This is a genomic window from Atlantibacter hermannii (assembly GCF_009907385.1).
GTDB lineage: Bacteria > Pseudomonadota > Gammaproteobacteria > Enterobacterales > Enterobacteriaceae > Atlantibacter > Atlantibacter hermannii_A.
Genome location: NZ_JAAATR010000117.1, coordinates 21,497 through 44,138, shown reverse-complemented (window position 1 = coordinate 44,138; position 22,642 = coordinate 21,497). Strand labels below are relative to the sequence as shown.

Annotated in this window: 22 protein-coding genes and 1 other annotated feature; of the genes, 16 read left to right on the top strand and 6 right to left on the bottom strand. The window is 56.9% G+C overall.

The window, feature by feature from the left end:
• Positions 1-2 precede the first annotated feature (2 nt).
• The 3 genes from recO to acpS all read left to right on the top strand — a co-directional run bounded on the left by recO (position 3) and on the right by acpS (position 1,925).
• Positions 3-740 (top strand): DNA repair protein RecO, encoded by a 738-nt coding sequence (gene recO / locus GV764_RS21815; RefSeq protein ID WP_161662213.1) that lies wholly within the window; start codon positions 3-5, stop codon positions 738-740.
• Between the two features lie 73 nt (positions 741-813).
• Complete coding sequence (pdxJ, locus tag GV764_RS21810; RefSeq protein WP_161662212.1) at positions 814-1,545, top strand: pyridoxine 5'-phosphate synthase; 732 nt, start codon at positions 814-816, stop codon at positions 1,543-1,545.
• On the top strand, positions 1,545-1,925 hold the full coding sequence (acpS, locus tag GV764_RS21805) for a holo-ACP synthase (RefSeq protein WP_125293958.1): 381 nt from the start codon (positions 1,545-1,547) through the stop codon (positions 1,923-1,925). The genes pdxJ and acpS overlap by 1 nt, the downstream gene beginning before the upstream one ends.
• Here acpS and GV764_RS21800 read toward each other — a convergent pair.
• From GV764_RS21800 to GV764_RS21790, 3 genes are all read right to left on the bottom strand, one after another.
• The gene (locus GV764_RS21800; protein ID WP_125293957.1) at positions 1,922-2,182 is read right to left on the bottom strand and encodes a YfhL family 4Fe-4S dicluster ferredoxin; all 261 of its coding nucleotides are present in this window, start codon (positions 2,180-2,182) and stop codon (positions 1,922-1,924) included. The two genes, acpS and GV764_RS21800, sit on opposite strands and share 4 nt — an antisense overlap.
• Before the next feature lie 270 nt (positions 2,183-2,452).
• On the bottom strand, positions 2,453-2,902 hold the full coding sequence (locus GV764_RS21795; protein ID WP_161662211.1) for a hypothetical protein: 450 nt from the start codon (positions 2,900-2,902) through the stop codon (positions 2,453-2,455).
• 274 nt (positions 2,903-3,176) lie between these two features.
• A complete protein-coding gene (locus GV764_RS21790; protein ID WP_161662210.1) occupies positions 3,177-4,025 on the bottom strand; it encodes a MurR/RpiR family transcriptional regulator in 849 nt (282 codons plus the stop codon).
• Between the two features lie 240 nt (positions 4,026-4,265).
• Here GV764_RS21790 and yfhb point away from each other — a divergent pair, with 240 nt between their 5' ends.
• Both yfhb and tadA read left to right on the top strand, forming a co-directional pair.
• A complete protein-coding gene (yfhb, locus tag GV764_RS21785; RefSeq protein WP_125293954.1) occupies positions 4,266-4,901 on the top strand; it encodes a phosphatidylglycerophosphatase C in 636 nt (211 codons plus the stop codon).
• A gap of 82 nt (positions 4,902-4,983) precedes the next feature.
• The gene (gene tadA / locus GV764_RS21780; protein WP_161662209.1) at positions 4,984-5,484 is read left to right on the top strand and encodes a tRNA adenosine(34) deaminase TadA; all 501 of its coding nucleotides are present in this window, start codon (positions 4,984-4,986) and stop codon (positions 5,482-5,484) included.
• Here the strand turns inward: tadA and mltF are convergent.
• On the bottom strand, positions 5,378-6,928 hold the full coding sequence (gene mltF / locus GV764_RS21775) for a membrane-bound lytic murein transglycosylase MltF (RefSeq protein WP_161662208.1): 1,551 nt from the start codon (positions 6,926-6,928) through the stop codon (positions 5,378-5,380). The two genes, tadA and mltF, sit on opposite strands and share 107 nt — an antisense overlap.
• Before the next feature lie 266 nt (positions 6,929-7,194).
• Between mltF and purL the strand changes: the two genes are divergently transcribed.
• From purL to glnB, 5 genes are all read left to right on the top strand, one after another.
• Complete coding sequence (gene purL / locus GV764_RS21770) at positions 7,195-11,082, top strand: phosphoribosylformylglycinamidine synthase (protein ID WP_161662207.1); 3,888 nt, start codon at positions 7,195-7,197, stop codon at positions 11,080-11,082.
• A 534-nt stretch (positions 11,083-11,616) separates the two neighbouring features.
• The gene (locus GV764_RS21765) at positions 11,617-13,053 is read left to right on the top strand and encodes a HAMP domain-containing sensor histidine kinase (RefSeq protein WP_328515203.1); all 1,437 of its coding nucleotides are present in this window, start codon (positions 11,617-11,619) and stop codon (positions 13,051-13,053) included.
• Complete coding sequence (gene qseG / locus GV764_RS21760; RefSeq protein ID WP_161662206.1) at positions 13,050-13,799, top strand: two-component system QseEF-associated lipoprotein QseG; 750 nt, start codon at positions 13,050-13,052, stop codon at positions 13,797-13,799. The genes GV764_RS21765 and qseG overlap by 4 nt, the downstream gene beginning before the upstream one ends.
• Complete coding sequence (gene glrR / locus GV764_RS21755; protein WP_161662205.1) at positions 13,796-15,133, top strand: two-component system response regulator GlrR; 1,338 nt, start codon at positions 13,796-13,798, stop codon at positions 15,131-15,133. The genes qseG and glrR overlap by 4 nt, the downstream gene beginning before the upstream one ends.
• Positions 15,134-15,227: 94 nt before the next feature.
• The gene (glnB, locus tag GV764_RS21750) at positions 15,228-15,566 is read left to right on the top strand and encodes a nitrogen regulatory protein P-II (protein ID WP_002438074.1); all 339 of its coding nucleotides are present in this window, start codon (positions 15,228-15,230) and stop codon (positions 15,564-15,566) included.
• 42 nt (positions 15,567-15,608) lie between these two features.
• Here glnB and rsmS read toward each other — a convergent pair whose 3' ends face one another.
• Both rsmS and priC read right to left on the bottom strand, forming a co-directional pair.
• On the bottom strand, positions 15,609-15,767 hold the full coding sequence (rsmS, locus tag GV764_RS22210; protein ID WP_161662204.1) for a pleiotropic regulatory protein RsmS: 159 nt from the start codon (positions 15,765-15,767) through the stop codon (positions 15,609-15,611).
• A 16-nt stretch (positions 15,768-15,783) separates the two neighbouring features.
• Positions 15,784-16,311: a primosomal replication protein PriC gene (priC, locus tag GV764_RS21740; RefSeq protein ID WP_161662203.1), complete on the bottom strand. Its 528-nt coding sequence runs from the start codon at positions 16,309-16,311 to the stop codon at positions 15,784-15,786.
• 65 nt (positions 16,312-16,376) lie between these two features.
• On the opposite strand from priC, the gene GV764_RS21735 reads away from it, so the two are divergent.
• The 6 genes from GV764_RS21735 (at position 16,377) to htpG (ending at position 22,474) form a co-directional block, all read left to right on the top strand.
• Positions 16,377-16,754: a DUF454 family protein gene (locus GV764_RS21735; RefSeq protein ID WP_125293945.1), complete on the top strand. Its 378-nt coding sequence runs from the start codon at positions 16,377-16,379 to the stop codon at positions 16,752-16,754.
• Between the two features lie 151 nt (positions 16,755-16,905).
• Positions 16,906-17,457: an adenine phosphoribosyltransferase gene (gene apt, locus GV764_RS21730; protein ID WP_125293944.1), complete on the top strand. Its 552-nt coding sequence runs from the start codon at positions 16,906-16,908 to the stop codon at positions 17,455-17,457.
• A gap of 90 nt (positions 17,458-17,547) precedes the next feature.
• A complete protein-coding gene (gene dnaX, locus GV764_RS21725) occupies positions 17,548-19,473 on the top strand; it encodes a DNA polymerase III subunit gamma/tau (protein WP_161662202.1) in 1,926 nt (641 codons plus the stop codon).
• Positions 18,806-18,870, top strand: a sequence feature (DnaX frameshifting element). Its footprint overlaps the gene before it by 65 nt.
• An 82-nt stretch (positions 19,474-19,555) precedes the next feature.
• Positions 19,556-19,885 (top strand): YbaB/EbfC family nucleoid-associated protein, encoded by a 330-nt coding sequence (locus GV764_RS21720; RefSeq protein WP_161662201.1) that lies wholly within the window; start codon positions 19,556-19,558, stop codon positions 19,883-19,885.
• A complete protein-coding gene (gene recR / locus GV764_RS21715) occupies positions 19,885-20,490 on the top strand; it encodes a recombination mediator RecR (protein WP_125293941.1) in 606 nt (201 codons plus the stop codon). The genes GV764_RS21720 and recR overlap by 1 nt, the downstream gene beginning before the upstream one ends.
• Before the next feature lie 109 nt (positions 20,491-20,599).
• Entirely contained in the window at positions 20,600-22,474 is a 1,875-nt protein-coding gene (htpG, locus tag GV764_RS21710; protein WP_161662200.1) for a molecular chaperone HtpG, read from the top strand.
• Positions 22,475-22,642 lie beyond the last annotated feature (168 nt).

Sequence of the window (22,642 nt, the reverse complement as noted above, 5' to 3'; positions counted from 1 at the left end):
TGATGGAAGGCTGGCAACGCGCCTTTGTGCTGCACAGTCGCCCCTGGAGCGAAACCAGCCTGCTGCTTGACGTATTTAGCGAAGAGTCAGGGCGGGTTCGCCTGGTCGCTAAGGGCGCCCGCTCGCGGCGCTCTAACCTCAAAGGCACGCTCCAGCCTTTTACCCCCCTGTTAATTCGTTTCGGCGGCCGCGGCGAGGTGAAAACCCTGCGCAGCGCCGAAGCGGTTTCGCTGGCGCTGCCTCTTTCCGGCATTGCGCTCTACAGCGGGCTCTACGTCAACGAACTGTTGTGCCGCGTGCTGGAGCAGGAAACCCGCTTCTCCGAACTCTTCTTCGATTATCTGCACTGCATCCAGTCGCTGGCGGGCGCTAACGCCTCGCCGGAACCGGCGCTGCGCCGTTTTGAACTGGCGCTGCTCGGGCATCTCGGCTATGGCGTGGATTATCTGCACTGCGCCGGGAGCGGCGAGCCGGTCAGCCCGGAAATGACTTACCGCTATCGGGAAGAGAAAGGATTCATCGCCAGCCTGGTGGTGGATAATCTCTCTTTCACCGGTCATGAGCTGGAGGCGCTGGCCAGCCGGGAATTTCCCGATGCCGCTACGCTGCGCGCGGCTAAACGCTTTACCCGCATCGCGCTGAAGCCCTATCTCGGCGGTAAACCGCTTAAAAGCCGGGAGCTGTTCCGCCAGTTCGTGCCTAAAAAACCGACGTCCTCCTCATCTTCCGGCGCGGAATAACCGCTACCCGTAGCCACACTTTCCTTCCCGGGTGTAAACTGCCGCCACTTTGTGCTGATTATCGAGGATTGTCATGGCTGAATTACTGTTAGGCGTCAATATCGACCATATCGCTACGCTGCGTAATGCGCGCGGTACGGCTTACCCCGATCCGGTTCAGGCTGCGTTTATCGCCGAGCAAGCGGGCGCGGATGGCATTACGGTTCACCTGCGTGAGGATCGCCGTCATATCACCGATCGCGATGTACGCGTGCTGCGTCAGACCCTCGATACCCGCATGAACCTCGAAATGGCGGTGACCGAAGAGATGCTGGCCATCGCCTGCGAAACCAAACCGCATTTCTGCTGCCTGGTGCCCGAAAAGCGTCAGGAAGTGACCACCGAAGGCGGGCTGGACGTTGCCGGTCAGCGCGAAAAAATGCGTGACGCCTGCAAACGGCTGGCTGACGCAAATATCCTGGTGTCGCTGTTTATCGATGCGGATATTGAGCAAATCGACGCGGCAGTGGATGTCGGCGCGCCTTACATCGAAATTCACACCGGCTGTTACGCCGATGCCAAAGACGAGGTTACCCAGGCGAAGGAGCTGGCGCGCATCGCTAAAGCGGCGACCTATGCGGCAGGCAAGGGCCTGAAGGTCAATGCGGGGCATGGCCTGACCTATCACAACGTCCAGCCGATTGCCGCACTGCCGGAAATGCACGAGCTGAATATCGGCCACGCGATCATTGGCCGCGCGGTGATGAGCGGCCTGAAAGAGGCGGTATCAGAAATGAAACGCCTGATGCTGGAAGCCCGTCGCTAATGGCGATTTTGGGGCTTGGCACCGATATCGTAGAAATCGCCCGCATTGAGGCGGTGATTTCCCGCTCGGGCGATCGGCTTGCGAAACGCGTGTTAAGCGCTAACGAATGGGCGCAGTATCAGGCGCATCAACAGCCGGTGCGCTTTTTAGCCAAACGCTATGCGGTAAAAGAAGCCGCAGCGAAGGCGTTTGGCACTGGCATTCGTAATGGCCTGGCATTTAATCAGTTTGAAGTGTTTAACGATGAACTGGGTAAGCCGGGGCTGCGCCTGTGGGATGAAGCGCTACAGTTGGCACAGCGCATGGGCGTCGCAGCGGTGCACGTCACTTTGTCTGATGAACGCCATTACGCCTGCGCGACGGTGATAATCGAAAGTTAAATCTTGTCGGCGTGGTGAAGAACAACGAATTTGTCCCACAGTTGTTCTTCGCTCTCCGGGTGGGCCGGATCTTTCAAAATTGTATTGGGGATCGGGCACACTTTCTGGCAGGTTGGGGTGTCGTAATGACCGACGCATTCAGTACACCGGTCGGTGTTGATCTGATAAATACTCTCACCCATTGAGATGGCTTCGTTCGGGCATTCCGGCTCGCACATATCGCAGTTAATGCATTTTTTGGTGATTAAAAGAGCCATTTGATTCTTTACCGCTATATCTGATTCATGCACGCAAACGCGCTGGAAGCGTCATTAACGAGGCGCTACATTATCAGATTGATTTACAAAGATAATACATCATTGCAACAATGCCGCATTGCTGTGTCAATGATGAAGCTGAATGGCGGCACTTTAGCACATTCACAGGGTTCGCCCAATACGAAGCGCCTGATTCCGGTCTTTAAAGTCAAACAAAGCGGCGGGGATCCTGGGTCACAATGCGCCAGGGTAATGGCGCATTATTTTTCTCTATTTTGCTTCACCATACAGGACATTCGCTTCTTCACGCGGCCACTTTTGCAGAAGCCCACAGTCATATACTTCGGGGCCGAGCGCAAGCGTATAACTGGCTTCCTTTTTTTCATTCACTGCATTACCCCAGATAATCTCAATTTCTGGTTTTTCTTCTACGATGAAATTTTTTGAAAGGCTGTCGAAGCGTACCGGGATGAACTTCGCATATTTCATATCAACAGTAGCAGGTTCCTGCGATTTAAAGAGATCTCTGTTATGCGTTTTATTATTCACAAGCCCAATAAGTAAGGAGTTGTCATTGAGTTTTCTTATTTGCAAATCAATGCCCTTGCCGCAAATCTGGTGACTCTCTGCTTTGCTGTCGCCCAATACCGGGATTTCAACAGCATATGAAAGAGAGGTGGTGAGCAATAAAGTTATCAATAACAATGACTTGTTTTTCATTTCCGCATTCCTTATGAGTGGCCCCGTGAGGGTTTCCTTTATTAAAAATAGCCTGTAATGCATGAGGATTATATTAAGCTCAGGGCTGCAAACAAGTATATTACCGGATTGTTGTGCGCCAGGTAGAATTTAATAGTCAATATGCGCGTTATTCTACTCATTCTTTTTGTTTTTAAACATAAACGCTATTTATCATTTTTTTAAATATTATTTACTGTCACAGATAATTTATCTGTGCATGCCTGCGCGGCGGCAGGCCGTGCTTCCTGTTTATTTACACCAGTTTTTTCACGAGCGCTTCACTATGACGAATGCGCTCTGGCGCTTTTTCAAGATCCTGTTGTACCAGAGCCATAAATAATAAATCGGTAAGCATCATTTGCGCACTGGTTGAAGAGATAGCGGCGCTGCGTGTCGCCTGTTCTTCTGCGATGGTATAGAGGCAGCGTGTGGCGCGCTGTTGTAAGGCATTCGGCGTAAAACCCGTGATGGCGATGATTTTCGCTCCGGCGCGTAGCGCTTCGTCTGCTGCCAGATTAATTTCCCGTCGTTCTCCTGAGTAAGAAATCGCCAACATAACGTCTTTTTCATCTAACGCCTGGACTGCCGCCAGCAGGGCATGCATGTCCTGTTCCGCAACCACATTCAGGCCGATTTTCATCAGCTTCCAGGAAAAGTTTTTTGCCACCAGACCGGATGCGCCGATCCCGGTTAGGACAATGCGCCGGGCATTGCGCAGCAGCTGTACGCACTCTGCCAGTTTGTCTTCACTGTTGATGTCCAGCGAGGCGTGCATCGCCGCGATATTATCTTTGATCAGCTTTTCACCGACCAGCAGTAGCGGGTCGTCGCCCAGAATTTCATTATGCACCGGAATAGAGTGAGGGTTGGGGTTCCCTGCCAGCGCATCGCTAATAGCCAGTTTCAGCGCAGGGTAACCTTTATATCCCAGTTTCTGGGCGAACTTCACTACGCTTGACTGGCTGACGCCTGACGCTTCCGCCAGCTGTTGAGAACTTAAGTGCCTGGCCTTATCGGGATGCGTCAGGATGAATTCAGCCAGACGGCGATCGCTCTGCGCAAGGTTGGGATAACGCTGACGAATACGAATCAAACAGTTCATGAAAGACTCCACAGGCTCGCGCCGCTCAGAAGAAGAGATGGTCATTCACTCGCCTTAACGAATTATATATTCCATTATTACTGATTATTATGAATTAAATATTCTAAGGCGCAACCTGGATTATGGTTATGCCAGGCAAGCGAAGCAGCAGGTAACCGGAAAAATCAGGCGCTATCTGTTAGGCTAATAAGATGCAGTTACGTGACGGGCCCAGGAGCTAACAGTCCAGAGGAGCGAGGTTTGGCAAATAATGAACGTCGGGTAGTGTTTTTCGATCTGGACGGCACCCTGCATCAGCAGGATATGTTTGGCACATTTTTACGCTTTTTATTACGCCGCCAGCCGTTAAATTTGCTGATTGTCATCCCCTTGTTGCCGGTCATTCTGATTGCGCTGGCAATCAAAGGGCGCGCGGCGCGCTGGCCAATGAGTTTACTGCTCTGGGGATGTACTTTCGGGCACAGCGAAGCGCGGCTGAAGCAGCTTGAACAGGAGTTTGTTGCCTGGTTCCGCGGCCAGGTGATTACCTTTCCGGTAGTGCATGAGCGTCTTACCGCCTATCTGGAAAGCTCGGACGCCGACGTCTGGTTGATCACCGGTTCGCCGCTGCCGCTGGTCGAGCAGGTTTATTTTGATACCCCCTGGCTGCCGAAAGTGAAAATCATCGCGAGCATGATTGACCGTCGCCACGGCGGCTGGGTGCTGACCCTGCGCTGTCTGGGCCATGAAAAAGTGGCGCAGCTTGAGCAGCAAATCGGCACGCCGCTTCGCCTGTACAGCGGCTACAGCGATTCGCGCCAGGATAACCCGCTGCTCTATTTCTGTCAGCACCGCTGGCGCGTAACCCCGCGCGGTGAACTCCAGCAACTGGAATGATGCCCATCGGACTGCGTCTTGCGCATGCACGCCAACGGATTTTCGGTATAATGCGCCCGCTTTTTTTCGCCTGGAGTGCAGCGTGTCAGAGACTGAATTTTCCCATGAATACTGGATGCGCCATGCATTAACCCTGGCGCAGCGGGCGTGGGATGAAGGGGAAGTGCCGGTCGGCGCGGTACTGGTGCAGGATAATCGCGTCATCGGCGAAGGGTGGAACCGCCCTATTGGCCGCCACGATCCCACCGCTCATGCTGAAATCATGGCGCTGCGCCAGGGCGGCATGGTGCTGCAAAACTACCGCCTGTTAAATACCACGCTGTATGTCACCCTTGAACCCTGCATCATGTGCGCCGGGGCGATGGTGCACAGCCGTATCGGCACTCTGGTGTTCGGCGCGCGTGACGCTAAAACTGGCGCTGTGGGGTCGCTGATGAATATTCCTGCCCATCCGCAAATGAATCACCATATGCAGGTTATTGAGGGGGTGCTTGCCCCAACGTGTTCGGCACTGTTAAGCGAGTTCTTTCGGGTACGGCGGCTTGAGAAAAAGGCCCAAAAGGAAGCATTGCGAAAGGATTAGCGGGCATCTCGCCCGGCAGGGCGACGGGGTAAGCCTCGGCAAGCTGGCGCTGCTGTTCGGCTTGCTTCTCCTTCTCCATTAAATATCCCACCAGGCTGATTTGATATTTACGGATGTTTTCCACATATGCGTAGGCTTCGTGACCGCGCGCGTAACCGTAGGTGGTTTTCGAGTAGTACGGCTTCTGGCTGAGCAGCGGCAGCCGTTGCTTCACATCGGCCCAGCTATCCGGATTGCCCTTCTGCTTTGCCGTCAGGGCGCGGGCGTCCAGCATATGGGCATAACCCATGTTGTACGCCGCCAGCGCAAACCAGATGCGCTCTTCTTCAGGCACGCTTTCCGGCACTTTGCCCATCATATCTTTTAAATAGCGCGCGCCGCCGCTGATGCTTTGCTCCGGATCGAGACGGTCGGATAAGCCCAGACTCTGCGCCGTATTGCGGGTGAGCATCATCAGGCCGCGCACGCCTGTGGGCGAGGTGGCCTGGGGATCCCAGTGGGATTCCTGGTAAGAGATGGCCGCCAGCAGCTTCCAGTCGATGTCCGTGGCGTATTTTTCAAACAGCGGCTGAAGGTCCGGCAGAATGCTGTCTACTGCACGTAGAAAGCTGCGGGTATCGACATAGTCAAAATCATTGCCATGCCCAAGGTATTTTTCTTCCAGCCGCGCCAGAGTGCCGTCTTCGGTGATCCGATCGAAGAAGTCGAGCAGGGCGGCGGACAACGTGTTATCTCCATCGCGCAGGCTGAACCAGGTGACCGGTTGCTCATCGGTGATATCCAGCGCTACCGCAATTTGCGGATGCACGCGCTGGAACAGATTAATCGCAACGGAATCAGCGACGGTGTAGTCCAGTGCCCCGTCCGCAACTTTTTCCAGCAGGGTATTGCTGTTGCTGTGTTCATCCACGCGCCAGCTCAAATCGGGGTATTTACTCTCTTTAAGCGCCTGGAGATCGTTGGCGGCGACGTGTCCAGGCGCGATAGTCAGCTGCGCGTCACTGATATTGGCCAGCGTTTTCGGCCGTGTATTGCCCACCCGGTATACCAGCTGTTGCGAGACCGAATAATAAGTCGGGCCGGGTTGATAGTTTTTGCTACGCGCCTGGTTATAAACCAGGCCCGCCGCCAGGATATCGGCATTACCCTTATCCAGATCGTCGAACAGCTTGTTGATGGTGGGACGTACGGTAACCTGCAGCTTCACGCCCAGATAATCGGCAAAGCTTTGGGCGAGTTCATAATCCAGACCCACCACTTTGTCGTTGACCCTGTTATAGATGAGCGGGCTGGACAGGGTACTGACGCGTAATACTCCCCGAGCTTTGATCGCGGCGATACGATTCTCGGCTTTATCAAACCATGGAATGGAGGGCCAAAGCGCCACTGCCAGAAGCAAGGTAACGATGCCGATAAACAGATAATTAATCTTTAATTTTTTCAATCAGTTAATTCTCTGTGCTGGAAAAGGTCTCAGCTAAATATCGTCATGAACGTGCGGTTTTTATTGTTGAATGAGCGGCATTTTGCTTAATAAAACCGCACGAGGCAACTTATTCGCGCTTTCAATCACATTTATAGGCGCTATCGATTGACGATTTTATTTCTACGCAAACGGTTTCGTCGGCGTGCCGGATTCTTTATAATGACGCCCGTTTTCCCCATGCGCCCCTGTGAGCGCCGCTCACGCCCGAAGACGAGAGAGTTTTGATGATGGAAATTCTGCGTGGTTCGCCCGCTTTGTCGGCATTTCGTATTAACAAACTGCTGGCCCGCTTTAACGATGCACACCTGCCGGTGAGTGACATTTACGCCGAGTATGTTCATTTTGCTGACATCACCGCTCCACTCACCGCCGAAGAACACGCGCAACTCGAACGCCTGTTAAAATATGGCCCAAACCTCAGCAGCCATGCGCTATCAGGCCGACTGATTGTGGTCACGCCGCGTCCCGGCACCCTCTCCCCCTGGTCTTCCAAGGCCACCGACATCGCCCACAATTGCGGCCTCGCGAGCATTAAGCGGCTTGAGCGCGGCGTGGCGTACTATGTCGAAGCCAGCACCCTGACCGAGGCCCAGTGGCAGCAGGTTGCCGCCGGGTTGCATGACCGAATGATGGAAACCGTGTTCACCTCGCTGGACCAGGCGGAGCAGCTGTTTGCCCATCATCAGCCTGCGCCGGTGCAGAGCGTCGATCTGCAAGGGCAGGGACGCGCCGCGCTGGAACAGGCCAATATTCGTCTTGGCCTGGCGCTGGCCGAAGATGAAATCGACTATTTACAGGATGCGTTTACTACCCTGGGGCGTAACCCGAACGATATCGAGCTGTATATGTTCGCTCAGGCTAACTCCGAACATTGCCGCCATAAAATCTTTAACGCCGACTGGGTGATCGACGGCGAACAGCAGCCGAAGTCGCTGTTCAAAATGATCAAAAACACCTTTGAGAAGACCCCGGATCACGTGCTGTCTGCTTATAAAGACAACGCGGCGGTCATGGAAGGTTCCGAAGTGGGGCGTTTCTTCGCGGACCACCAGGCCGGTAAATACGATTTCCACCAGGAAGCCGCGCATATCCTGATGAAGGTCGAAACCCATAACCACCCGACGGCAATTTCCCCATGGCCGGGGGCTGCTACCGGCTCCGGCGGTGAAATTCGCGATGAAGGCGCCACCGGGCGTGGCGCGAAGCCGAAAGCGGGGCTGGTGGGGTTCTCGGTATCCAACCTGCGCATTCCGGGCTTTGAACAGCCATGGGAAGAGGACTTCGGCAAGCCGGAGCGCATTGTCAGCGCGCTGGATATCATGACCGAAGGGCCGTTAGGCGGCGCGGCGTTCAACAACGAATTTGGCCGTCCGGCCCTGAACGGCTACTTCCGTACTTATGAAGAGCAGGTCAACAGCCACAACGGCGTGGAGCTGCGCGGCTACCATAAGCCGATCATGCTGGCGGGCGGTATTGGCAACATTCGCGCCGATCACGTCCAAAAAGGCGACATTCCGCCGGGCGCGAAGCTGATCGTGCTGGGCGGCCCGGCGATGAATATCGGTCTGGGGGGCGGGGCGGCGTCATCAATGGCGTCCGGCCAGTCCGATGCCGACCTGGATTTCGCATCGGTACAGCGCGACAACCCGGAAATGGAACGCCGCTGCCAGGAGGTGATCGACCGCTGCTGGCAATTGGGCGACGCTAACCCGATCCTGTTTATTCATGACGTTGGCGCGGGCGGTCTGTCCAACGCCATGCCGGAGCTGGTAAGCGACGGCGGACGCGGCGGGCGTTTCGAGCTGCGCGATATTCTGAATGACGAGCCGGGCATGAGCCCGCTGGAAGTGTGGTGTAACGAATCCCAGGAGCGTTATGTGCTGGCGGTTGCGCCGGAGCAGCTGGCGCTGTTTGACGAGCTGTGCCGCCGCGAACGCGCGCCGTACGCGGTGATTGGCGAAGCCACCGAACAACAGCATCTGACGCTCCACGACAGCCACTTCGATAATCAGCCCATTGATATGCCGCTGGACGTGCTGCTCGGTAAAACCCCGAAAATGACCCGCAACGTCGAGCGCCGGCAGGCAACGGGCGACGCGCTGGACTGCGCGGCTATCTCCATTGCCGATGCGGTTAACCGTGTGCTGCATCTGCCGACGGTGGCGGAGAAAACTTTCCTGGTGACCATCGGCGACCGTACCGTGACCGGTATGGTGGCGCGCGACCAAATGGTCGGCCCGTGGCAGATCCCGGTTGCTAACTGCGCGGTGACCACCGCCAGCCTGGACAGCTATTATGGCGAAGCCATGTCCCTGGGGGAACGTGCGCCGGTGGCGCTGCTGGATTTCGCCGCCTCCGGTCGTCTGGCGGTCGGGGAAGCGCTGACTAACATCGCGGCGACCCAAATCGGCGACATCAAACGCATCAAGCTGTCGGCGAACTGGATGGCGGCTGCGGGCCACCCTGGTGAAGACGCTGGCCTGTACGATGCGGTGAAAGCCGTGGGCGAAGAGTTGTGCCCGCAATTGGGCCTGACCATTCCGGTGGGCAAAGACTCGATGTCGATGAAAACCCGCTGGCAGGAAGGCAATGAAACGCGCGAAATGACCTCTCCGCTGTCGCTGGTGATTACCGCCTTTGCCCGCGTGGAGGATGTGCGTCACACCGTGACGCCGCAGCTTTCCACCGCGGATAACGCCCTGTTGCTGATCGATCTTGGCGAAGGGCATAACGCGCTGGGCGCCACCGCGCTGGCGCAGGTATACCGTCAACTGGGCGATAAACCAGCTGACGTGCGCGACCCGGCGAAGCTGAAAGGCTTCTATGACGCCATCCAGGCGCTGGTAGCGCAGCGTAAGCTGCTGGCCTACCACGACCGTTCCGACGGCGGCCTGCTGGTGACGCTGGCGGAAATGGCCTTCACCGGTCACTGCGGCGTTGAAGCGGATATTGCCACGCTGGGCAACGATCGTCTGGCGGCGCTGTTTAACGAAGAGCTGGGCGCGGTGATCCAGGTGGCGGCAGCAGATCGCGCTGCGGTTGAGCAGATCCTGGCAACCCACGGTCTGGGCGATTGCGTTCACTACCTGGGTAAAGCGGTCTCCGGGGATCGTTTCACCCTGACTGCCGACGGCCATGCGGTGTTCAGCGAAAGCCGCACTACGCTGCGTATGTGGTGGGCGGAAACCACCTGGCAGATGCAGCGCCTGCGTGATAACCCGGCGTGCGCGGATCAGGAGCACGACGCCAAAGCTAACGACAGCGATCCGGGGCTCAACGTAAAACTCAGCTTTGATATCGCGGAAGATATCGCCGCACCGTATATCGCCACCGGGGCGCGTCCGAAAGTGGCGGTGCTGCGCGAGCAGGGCGTGAACTCCCATGTGGAGATGGCGGCAGCGTTTTATCGCGCGGGCTTTGACGCCATTGACGTGCATATGAGCGACCTGCTGGCGGGCCGCACCGGACTGGGATCCTTCCAGGCGCTGGTAGCCTGCGGCGGTTTCTCCTACGGCGACGTGCTGGGCGCGGGCGAAGGCTGGGCCAAATCGATTCTGTTCAACAGCCGCGTGCGCGACGAGTTCGAAACTTTCTTCCATCGCCCGCAAACGCTGGCATTGGGCGTCTGCAACGGTTGTCAGATGATGTCCAACTTGCGTGAAGTGATCCCGGGCAGCGACCTGTGGCCGCGCTTTGTGCGTAACCACTCAGACCGCTTCGAAGCGCGCTTCAGCCTGGTGGAAGTGACGTCCAGCCCGTCGCTGCTGCTGGACGGTATGGCCGGGTCGCGGATGCCGATTGCGGTTTCTCACGGCGAAGGCCGCGTGGAAGTACGCGATGATGCTCATCTGGCGCAGCTGGAAAGCAAAGGCCTGGTGGCGCTGCGCTACGTGGATAACTTCGGTAACGTCACTGAAACGTATCCGGCTAACCCGAACGGCTCGCCGAACGGGATCACGGCGGTGACCAGTGAAAGCGGCCGCGTGACGCTGATGATGCCGCATCCGGAGCGCGTCTTCCGTACCGTCAGCAACTCCTGGCACCCGGAAAACTGGGGCGAGGACAGCCCGTGGATGCGTATCTTCCGTAACGCGCGTAAGCAGTTAGGTTAACGACTGGCAGGTTTAACCCGTCTTAACTTCGCGTAACTGAAACTGTCGTTAAACTGCGACAAAGCAGCAGATAAAGCGTCTCCAGATGGAGACGCTTATTTTTTTGATTCTTATAGAAATTTTTTTTGGGGCCGGGGTGTGTTTCTTTTCGACGACAACTCTGATACGAAAGTATCAGTACGGTTAAAATATGTTATTTCCTATAAACCTTTATTTATCAGTATCGTAAAATATTATTTCTTTTTTTGGCACGATACCTGCATAATATGAGTCAGTGGCTCATTCACCTTCTTATGTCAGCCCCACGCGAGCGCTACATAAACTTCGAATGACGCACAAACAGGTGCCTGCCGTCCAACTATTGATAACAGCATTGCTTTATCTGACCCCGGGCGACACGTTGAGTAAGGCACCGCCTATTTCATGACAAAGGCAGGGATTTCCCCCTGCCTTTGTTGTTTCTGCGTTTCAGACTTTCCTGCATTCGCCGCGTCGGCTAGCATCCGGGTATCACTTTACGATACGAGAATTCTGGTGAAACGCTGGTCACTCTTTCCCCGCTCGCTGCGTCAACTGGTCGTTATGGCCTTTTTACTGATCTTGCTGCCTTTGCTGGTGCTGGCCTGGCAGGCGTGGCAGAGCCTGAACGATCTCAGTGAACAGGCGGCGCGCACCAACCGCACCACGCTGATCGATGCGCGGCGCAGCGAGGCCATGACCAATGCTGCGCTGGAAATGGAGCGCAGCTATCGTCAGTATTGCGTGCTGGATGACGCTACCCTCGAAAAGGTCTATCAGGCTCAACGCCAGCGTTACGCGCAGATGCTCGAATCCCATGCATTAGTCCTGCCGGACAAAACCCTTTATCAGCGGTTAAAAAACAATCTCGACGCGCTGGCGCAACTGCAATGCAAAAACAGCGGCCTTGCCGATGCCGCGGACGACAATCTGGAAGCCTTTGCCAAAGCCAATACTGATATGGTGCAAATCACCCGCAGCGTGGTGTTTTCACGTGGTCAGCAGTTGCAGCAGGATATCGCCGCGCGCGGCCAGTTTTTTGGCTGGCAGGCGATGATCCTGTTTCTGGTGAGCCTTGGTCTGGTGATGCTGTTTACCCGCATGATCATCGGCCCGGTTAAGGGCATCGAACGAATGATTAACCGGCTGGGAGAAGGGGAGTCGTTAGGCGATACGGTGATGTTCAGGGGCCCGCGCGAACTGCGTTCCGTCGGGCAGCGGGTGATCTGGCTGAGCGAGCGCCTTTCATGGCTGGAATCCCAGCGCCATCAGTTTTTGCGTCACCTCTCCCATGAACTGAAAACGCCGCTCGCCAGCCTGCGTGAAGGCACCGAGCTGTTGGCCGATCAGGTTGTAGGGCCGCTAACGCCAGAACAGCAGGAAGTGGTGCAGATCCTCGACGCCAGCAGCCGTAATCTGCAAAAACTCATCGAACAGCTGCTGGATTACAACCGCAAACTGGCTGACGGCGTGATTGAACTGGAGAACGTTGAGCTGGAGCCGTTAATCGATATGGTTATCTCCGCTCACAGCCTCCCGGCCCGGGCAAAAATGATGCGCACCGATCTGGCACTGGAAGCCGCCGCCTGCCAAGCTGAACCTATGTTATTGATGAGCGTAATAGATAATCTCTATTCCAATGCGGTGCACTATGGGAGCGAATCCGGTAACATTTATCTTCGCAGCCGACAGGTCGGCAACCGGGTGCGGATTGATGTCGCCAACAGCGGTACGCCGATCCCCGCGGCTGAACGCGACATGATTTTTGAGCCATTCTTTCAGGGAAGTCATCAACGAAAAGGGGCGGTTAAAGGCAGTGGCCTGGGGCTGAGCATCGCCCAGGATTGTATTCGACGGATGCATGGAGAACTTCATCTGGTGGACGATAACACCGCCGATGTCTGTTTCCGCATTGAATTGCCTGTCTGTGACCCGGAAAAATCGTCATCATGAATTTATTTTTTAGCAGGCTATGGCGGCGCGCGGCGTCGTCTTTGAACCCCGTATTTTTGCGGCCTGTGGCAGGCAGCGCGCTGGCTGTTCTGCTGCTCAGCGGCTGCGTCCCGGACGCGATCCACAGCAAAATAGACAAACATCAGCATAACTATCCTGAGCGCCAGCTGGCGGATTTTCTCGCCACAGAGTGTCAGGAGATCTGGACGCTGTCGGGACGTGACAGCGACAGCAATCCGCTGTACTGGCTGCGCGCCATGGACTGCGCGGAGCGTCTCGCACCTGCCGAAGCGCGCGCCGAAGCGCGTGCTTTACAGGACGATACCTGGCAGGCCACGTTCAAGCGCGGCATTCTGCTTTCCAGCGCCAGAATATCGCCGGGTGAACGCCGTCGTTATGTGACCCGTTTAGATGAACTCTCGGCAGATATCCCTGCGCAAATCCGTCCGCTGTTTCAGGTGTGGCGAGAAAACCAGGCTGCACAGTTGCAGTTGGCTGAAGAGCGCAGTCGCTACGCCAAACTCCAGCAAACCAGTGATAGCGAACTGGATACCCTGCGCGAACAGCAGCAGCACCTGCACAGCCAGCTGGCGCTGGTTACCCGGAAGCTGGAAAACCTGACCGATATTGAACGCCGGCTCTCTTCACGCAAAACGTCGGGCGGCGAACTGCCTGACGCCACGCATCCGGCAGCGGCATCGGATGATAAGGACACCCCCGCTGATACGCAGGAGGCAAAACCATGACGCAACACAAACCGGCGCGCTTACTGCTGGTGGATGACGATCCCGGCCTGCTCAAGCTGTTAGGTTTACGCCTGACCAGCGAGGGCTACAGCGTGCAAACCGCTGAAAGCGGGGCGGAAGGACTAAAAGTGCTGGGCCGCGAGCAGATCGATCTGGTGATCAGCGACCTGCGCATGGATGAGATGGACGGCATGGCGCTGTTCAGCGAGATCCAGAAAGTGCAGCCCGGTTTACCGGTGATCATTCTTACCGCTCACGGCTCGATCCCCGATGCGGTAGCGGCAACCCAGCAGGGCGTATTCAGTTTTCTCACCAAGCCGGTGGATAAAGACGCGCTGTATCAGGCCATTGACGACGCGCTGGCGCACAAGGGCGTCGGCGGCGATGACGAATGGCAAAACACCATTGTTACCCGCAGCCCTATGATGCTGCGCCTGCTTGAACAGGCGCGGATGGTGGCGCAGTCTGACGTCAGCGTGCTGATCAACGGTCAGAGCGGGACGGGGAAAGAGGTACTGGCGCAGGCCATTCATAATGCCAGTCCCCGGGCGAAAAAAGCCTTTATCGCCATTAACTGCGGGGCGCTGCCGGAGCAGTTACTGGAGTCGGAACTGTTTGGCCATGCGCGCGGCGCCTTTACCGGCGCGGTGAGCAGCCGGGAGGGGCTATTCCAGGCGGCAGAAGGCGGCACGCTGTTTCTTGATGAGATTGGCGATATGCCCATTCCGTTGCAGGTCAAATTGCTGCGCGTGTTGCAGGAGCGTAAGGTGCGCCCGCTCGGCAGCAACCGCGACATTGATATTGATGTGCGGATTATTTCCGCCACCCACCGGGATCTTCCCAAAGCGATGGCGCGCGGCGAATTCCGCGAGGATCTGTATTACCGCCTGAACGTGGTCAGCCTGAAAATCCCGGCGCTCAACGAACGGGCGGAAGATATTCCGCTGCTGGCAAACCATCTGCTGCGCCAGGCGGCGGATCGCCACAAACCTTTCGTGCGGCGTTTTTCCACCGAAGCCATGAAATACCTGATGGCGGCAAGCTGGCCTGGCAACGTGCGCCAGCTGGTGAACGTCATTGAGCAGTGCGTGGCGCTGACCTCCGCGCCGGTGATCAGCGAAGCGCTGGTTGGCCAGGCGCTGGAAGGGGAAAACTCGGTGCTGCCGACCTTCGTCGAGGCGCGTAACCAGTTTGAACTCAACTACCTGCGCAAAATTTTGCAGATCACTAAAGGCAATGTGACCCACGCCGCACGGATGGCCGGGCGCAACCGCACCGAGTTCTACAAACTGCTTGCCCGCCATGAACTCGATGCAAATGATTTTAAAGAGTAGTTTTGCTGCCAAACCGGCCTCAACATATGGTACGGTGAGCAACCGATTACGCGTAGATAACTGTGCCTCAGGCGAGATGAGTTAAGGGTTCACCATGAAAAAGATTGATGCAATTATTAAACCTTTCAAACTGGATGATGTGCGCGAGGCGCTGGCTGAAGTCGGCATCACCGGGATGACCGTGACCGAAGTGAAAGGTTTTGGCCGCCAGAAAGGGCATACCGAGCTGTATCGCGGCGCGGAATATATGGTGGATTTCCTGCCGAAGGTGAAAATTGAAATCGTGGTTACCGACGATATCGTCGATACCTGTGTGGATACCATTATCCGCACCGCCCAGACCGGCAAAATCGGCGACGGTAAAATCTTCGTGTTTGATGTGGCGCGCGTGGTGCGTATTCGCACCGGCGAAGAAGACGACGCGGCAATCTGATTCACCGGCCTCTCCTGCAACGTTGCCGGCAGGAGAGGAGATTTACTCCGCTTTCTCCGCCTCCCGCTGCTTACGCAAAAAATCCTGCCGCACCATTTCCAGCGCGCTTAACGCCGTCTCCGGCGCAATGTTGTGCGTTTCCAGCAGCATAATTAAATCCACCGCCAGTTTGACGTCATCGGGGGCGTTCTCAAGGGACACGGTATTCTCCTGTGGGTTAACGCGTTTGCCGCGCCAGCGCGCGTTCAATGCCCGCCAGCGCATGGCGACAGCGCGCCAGACGGCCATCCAGCGCCTCAATCTCTTTATGTAATCGCTGCTGCGCCTGTAGCGTTTCGACGTTACGCAACTGGGCTTCGCGCTGCTGTTTCATTGCCAGCAGGCGGCGTTCATACTCCTGATGCTGCAACAGTTGCGCGTGACGACGGCCCACGGGCAGATGCGCGCTGTCATGGCGGCGCAACGACCAGGTCGCCCCTTCGCGGGCCAGCGCTTCCATCTGGGCGACAAGATGCTCCGCCAGCCAGGCGACCTGGTCGGCTTTTCGTTCCCGGACGTGAAGCGTTAAGGCGTCAAGGTTGCGCCAGCACTCCTGCAAATAATCATTAATAAGCGTAGAGCGGGTCTGGAAAAGCTGCCGGTCAAAGCGCGCCGACAGCGTGCGGTGCTGCGCCAGCGGTTCAAGGGTTTGACAAAGTTGTTGCAACTGCGTTTGTAGCGATTGTAATAATCGGTCGGTTTTCATGCGCTCTCCGCTGTGTGTCGTGCGCGCTGTGCTACAGTAGCCGACATGACTCTGTGGAAGCGACTATGCAACGACTCATTTTAATCATCATTGGCTGGATTGCGGTAGTGCTTGCCACGCTTGGCGTGGTGCTCCCCTTGCTTCCCACAACTCCTTTTTTACTGCTGGCGGCCTGGTGTTTCGCCCGTTCTTCACCGCGTTTTCACCACTGGCTGCTGTACCGCTCCTGGTTCGGCGGTTATTTACGCTACTGGCAGCAGCACAAAGCGATGCCGCGGGGCGCCAAGCCCCGGGCGATTGCGTTTATTCTTGTGACATTTGCCGTGTCGCTGTGGCTGGTAAAAATGTTCTGGGTGCGTATTTTGTTATTAACCATCCTCGGCTGCCTGCTGATCTTTATGTGGCGCATCCCGGTGATTGACGAAAAGCAACAAAACTCCTGAACCCGCGTCTGAGTGGTTGCATTTCGATGGCTCAGCCAGTACATTCTGGCGTTTTCGGCAACAGACACGCCCTGGTTAACGCGTAAGCAAAACCGCGTTTGCCCCTTTGGCGTGCCTTGTGAGTCAACCCGTTTTAATCAGGCATGTAATTATGACCGCGACTGCACAGCAGCTTGAATTTCTTAAAGACAGTATTAAAAGCATCCAGGATTACCCGAAGCCGGGCATCCTGTTTCGTGACGTTACCAGCCTGCTGGAAGACCCCAAAGCTTATGCGTTAAGTATCGAACTGCTGACCGAGCGCTACAAAGACGCCGGCATCACCAAAGTCGTCGGTACCGAAGCGCGCGGTTTTCTGTTTGGCGCGCCGGTCGCGCTGGCGCTGGGCGTCGGTTTTGTCCCGGTACGCAAGCCGCGTAAACTGCCGCGCGAAACCATCGCGGAAAGCTATGAGCTGGAATACGGCACCGATCAGCTGGAAATCCACGTTGATGCTATCAAGCCCGGCGACAAAGTGCTGGTGGTGGACGACCTGCTGGCGACCGGCGGCACCATTGACGCCACCGTGAAGCTGATCCGCCGCCTCGGCGGTGAAGTGAAAGACGCCGCGTTTATCATCAACCTGTTTGACCTCGGCGGCGAGCAGCGCCTGCAACAGGCCGGCATCGACTGCTTCAGCCTGGTTCCGTTCCCCGGTCATTGATATTCGCCCCCCGACAGCCTCGCCGTACAGGTGGGGCTGTGTTAGCATTACCCCTCTCTATTCACCATCCAGGCATTTCAGAGCCAGCCCATGAGTTATCAGGTCTTAGCCCGTAAATGGCGCCCACAAACCTTTGCAGACGTTGTCGGCCAGGAACATGTACTGACCGCGCTGGCGAACGGATTATCCCTCGGGCGCATCCACCACGCGTACCTGTTTTCCGGCACGCGCGGCGTCGGGAAAACCTCGATTGCCCGTCTGTTAGCCAAAGGGTTGAACTGCGAAACCGGCATTACGGCGACCCCGTGCGGCGTGTGCGATAACTGCCGCGAAATCGAGCAGGGCCGTTTTGTCGATTTGATCGAAATTGACGCCGCGTCGCGCACCAAAGTGGAAGACACCCGCGATCTGCTGGATAACGTGCAATACGCGCCCGCGCGTGGCCGCTTCAAAGTCTATCTGATTGACGAAGTGCATATGCTCTCGCGTCACAGCTTCAACGCGCTGTTAAAGACGCTGGAAGAGCCGCCCGCGCACGTTAAATTCCTGCTTGCGACCACCGATCCGCAAAAGCTGCCGGTGACGATCCTGTCGCGCTGCCTGCAATTCCATCTTAAGGCCCTGGACGTTGAGCAGATCCGCGATCAGCTGGAGCATATTCTCACCCAGGAAAACATCGACCACGAATCGCGCGCCCTGCAACTGCTGGCGCGCGCGGCGGAAGGCAGCCTGCGCGACGCGTTAAGTCTGACCGACCAGGCCATCGCCAGCGGCGACGGGCAGGTCAGCACCGCGGCGGTGAGCGCCATGCTGGGTACGCTCGACGACGCCCAGGCGCTGGCGCTGATTGAAGCGCTGGCCCGCGCCGAAGGCGAAACCGTGATGCGCCTGATTAACGAGGCGCACTCGCGCGGGGTGGAGTGGGAAGCGCTGCTGGTGGAAATGCTCAGCCTGCTGCACCGCGTTGCGATGGTCCAGCTTTCTCCTGCCGCTATCGGCGCGGATATGGCGAATATTGAACAGCGCCTGCGCGAACTGGCGCGTACGCTGCCGCCAGCGGACGTGCAGCTCTACTACCAGACGCTGCTGATTGGCCGCAAAGAGCTGCCCTGGGCCCCGGACCGGCGGATGGGCGTCGAAATGACGCTGCTGCGCGCGCTGGCGTTTCATCCCCGCGCGCCGATAGCGGAGCCGCAACCGGTACAGACCGCGATCCCGGCGGTGGCGGCACAGCCCGTCGCTCGCGTGGACGCGCCGTCTCCGGTCGCGCCGCAGCCACCCGCATCGAATGTCCCGCTGCCCGACGCCACCAGTCATCTGCTGGAAGCCCGCAGCCGCTTGCAGAAAGCCCAGGAGGGCAGCAAAGCAAAAAAGAGTGAACCGGCAGCGCCAGGTACCGCGCGGCCGGTGAATAACTCCGCGCTCGAACGACTGGCATCGGTCACCGAACGGGTAAAAGCCAACCCGGCGAAAGCCCCGCAGGAGAGCGCGCCGGCTAAACCGGAAGCCTACCGCTGGAAGGCGCAAAACGTGGTGGAAGTCACGCCGGAACCTGTCGCCACGCCGAAAGCGCTGAAAAAAGCGCTTGAGCACGAGAAAACTCCCGAGCTGGCCGCGAAGCTGGCCCAGGAATCTCTGGCGCGCGATGAGTGGGCGCGTGATGTAAGCTTATTAAAACTGCCGAAACTGGTAGAGCAGGTGGCGCTGAACGCCTGGAAAGAGCAGGACGGGCCGAAGATTTGCCTGCACCTGCGCGCCACCCAGCGCCATTTGAATTCGCCGGCGGCGCGGCAGACCCTCAGCGAGGCGATGAGCCAGCTGTACGGTATGCCGATTGAACTGACTATCATTGAAGATGATAATCTCGCCCAGCGTACGCCGCTTGAGTGGCGGCAGGCGATTTATGAAGAGAAGCTGGCGCAGGCGCGCGAGTCGATCATCGCGGATGCCAATATCCAGACCCTGCGTCGTTTCTTTGATGCCGATCTGGATGAAGAGAGCATTCGCCCCCTTTGACGGGCAGGCCTTCTGCCTGTTGTAAACCCGGTATCGCTGAGCGGATAACGCCCGGCGAGCCCCTAAGTAAAGAGAGATGCATATGTTTGGAAAAGGCGGTCTGGGTAATCTGATGAAGCAAGCCCAGCAGATGCAGGAAAAAATGCAGCAAATGCAGGAAGAGATCGCGCAACTGGAAGTGACCGGCGAATCCGGCGCGGGCCTGGTGAAAGTGACCATCAACGGCGCGCACAACTGCCGTCGCGTGGAAATCGATCCGAGCCTGCTGGAAGACGATAAAGACATGCTGGAAGATCTGGTTGCCGCTGCGTTCAACGATGCCGCGCGTCGTATCGAAGAAACCCAGAAAGAGAAAATGGCGTCTGTTTCTTCCGGTATGCAACTGCCGCCAGGCTTTAAGATGCCGTTCTGATGCAAACCAGTCCTCTGCTGACCCAACTGATGGAAGCGCTGCGTTGCCTGCCGGGCGTTGGCCCGAAATCGGCGCAGCGTATGGCTTTCACGCTGTTACAGCGCGATCGCAGCGGCGGCATGCGTCTGGCGCAGGCGTTGACCCGCGCCATGTCGGAAATCGGCCACTGCGCCGACTGCCGCACCTTCACCGAGCAGGAGATCTGCCATATTTGCGCCAACCCGCGCCGTCGGGAAAATGGCCAAATCTGCGTAGTGGAAAGCCCGGCGGATATCTATGCGATTGAGCAGACCGGGCAGTTTTCCGGCCGCTACTTTGTGCTGATGGGCCATCTCTCTCCGCTGGACGGAATCGGCCCGCAGGACATCGGTCTGGATCGCCTTGAACAGCGTCTGGAAACGGAATCGCTGAAAGAGGTGATCCTCGCCACCAACCCCACGGTGGAAGGCGAAGCCACGGCGAACTACATCGCGGAGCTGTGCGGGCAGTACGGCGTTGACGCCAGCCGCATCGCCCACGGCGTGCCGGTCGGCGGCGAACTGGAAATGGTGGATGGCACCACGCTGTCTCACTCGCTGGTGGGCCGCCACAAGATTGTTTTTTAATCATTCGGAGCGTGCCTTCACACGCTCCGCTTGAAATTCCTGTCTAATATCCCCATTTCTCCCTCAACGTCTATAACCCCATTAAATGGCATTGTTGAGGTCGATTTAAATGAAAGGACAAGAAACCCGTGGTTTCCAGTCAGAAGTAAAACAGCTTCTGCACCTGATGATCCATTCCCTGTATTCCAACAAAGAAATTTTCCTGCGTGAGCTGATTTCTAACGCCTCCGATGCGGCGGACAAGCTGCGCTTCCGCGCGCTGTCCAATCCGGATCTGTATGCGGGCGACGGCGATCTGCGCGTGCGCGTTTCTTTCGACAAAGCCAATCGCGCCCTGACTATTGCCGATAACGGCATCGGAATGACCCGCGATGAGGTGATCGATCACCTGGGCACCATTGCCAAATCCGGCACCAAAGCGTTCCTGGAAAGCATGGGCTCCGATCAGGCAAAAGACAGCCAGCTGATCGGCCAGTTCGGCGTGGGCTTCTACTCTGCGTTTATCGTGGCGGATAAAGTCACCGTGCGCACCCGCGCTGCGGGCGTTAGCGCGGAAGAGGGCGTGTTCTGGGAGTCGGCGGGCGAGGGCGAATACACCGTCGCGGATATCAATAAAGCCGATCGCGGCACCGAAATCACCCTGCACCTGCGCGAAGGCGAGGACGAGTTCCTTGACGACTGGCGCGTGCGCGCGATCATCAGCAAATACTCCGATCACATTGCGCTGCCGGTTGAGATCGAAAAGCACGAAGAAAAAGACGGCGAAACCGTCGTCAGCTTCGAGAAAATCAACAAAGCGCAGGCGCTGTGGACCCGCAGCAAGTCTGAAATCAGCGATGACGAGTACAAAGAGTTTTACAAACATATCGCTCATGACTTCACCGATCCGCTGATCTGGAGCCATAACCGCGTGGAAGGCAAGCAGGAGTACACCAGCCTGCTGTATGTGCCGTCCCAGGCGCCGTGGGATATGTGGAACCGCGATCATAAGCACGGCCTGAAACTCTACGTGCAGCGCGTGTTTATTATGGATGACGCCGAGCAGTTCATGCCGAACTACCTGCGCTTTATCCGTGGGCTTATCGACTCCAACGATCTGCCGCTGAACGTGTCGCGTGAAATCCTCCAGGACAGCAGCGTCACCCGCAATCTGCGTAACGCGCTGACCAAACGCGCCCTGCAGACGCTGGAAAAACTGGCGAAAGACGACGCGGAAAAATACCAGACTTTCTGGAAGCAGTTCGGCCTGGTGCTGAAAGAGGGCCCGGCGGAAGACAACGCCAACCAGGAAACCATCGCCAAACTGCTGCGCTTTGCGTCCACCCATACCGATTCTTCCGAGCAGACCGTGTCGCTGGAAGAGTACGTGGCGCGCATGAAAGAAGGCCAAGAGAAGATTTACTACATCACCGCCGACAGCTACGCCGCGGCGAAGAGCAGCCCGCACCTGGAGCTGCTGCGTAAGAAAGGCATCGAAGTGTTGCTGCTTTCCGATCGCATCGATGAGTGGATGATGAGCTACCTGACCGAATTCGACGGTAAGAAATTCCAGTCCATCGCTAAAGCGGACGCGTCGCTGGACAAGCTGGCGGATGAAGTGGACGAGCAGACCAAAGAAGCGGAAAAAGCCCTTGAGCCGTTCGTTGAGCGCGTGAAAACGCTGCTGGGCGACCGGGTGAAAGAGGTGCGCTTTACCCACCGTCTGACCGACACCCCGGCGATTGTCACCACCGACAACGACGAAATGAGCACCCAGATGGCGAAGCTGTTTGCCGCTGCGGGCCAGGCGGTGCCGGAAGTGAAATACATCTTCGAGCTGAACCCGGACCATGTGCTGGTGAAACGCACCGCGGATACGCAGGATGAAGCGCGCTTTAAAGAGTGGGTAGAATTGCTGCTCGATCAGGCGCTGCTGGCTGAGCGCGGCACCCTGGAAGATCCAAACTTGTTTATTCGCCGCATGAACCAGCTTCTGGTTTCGTAACGCCGATTTTTCCCCCTCTCATTGCGTTGAGAGGGGGATATTCCCGCTATTCTGTGTTTTATTGCGTTTCCTCAGATGCCTGAAAGCATTCACCAGTCCCGCGTTTCTTGTCGTAGTACTGCCTTTAGTGGTATGGTTTTGGCCTCGCAACTTCCAGTAATAATCAAA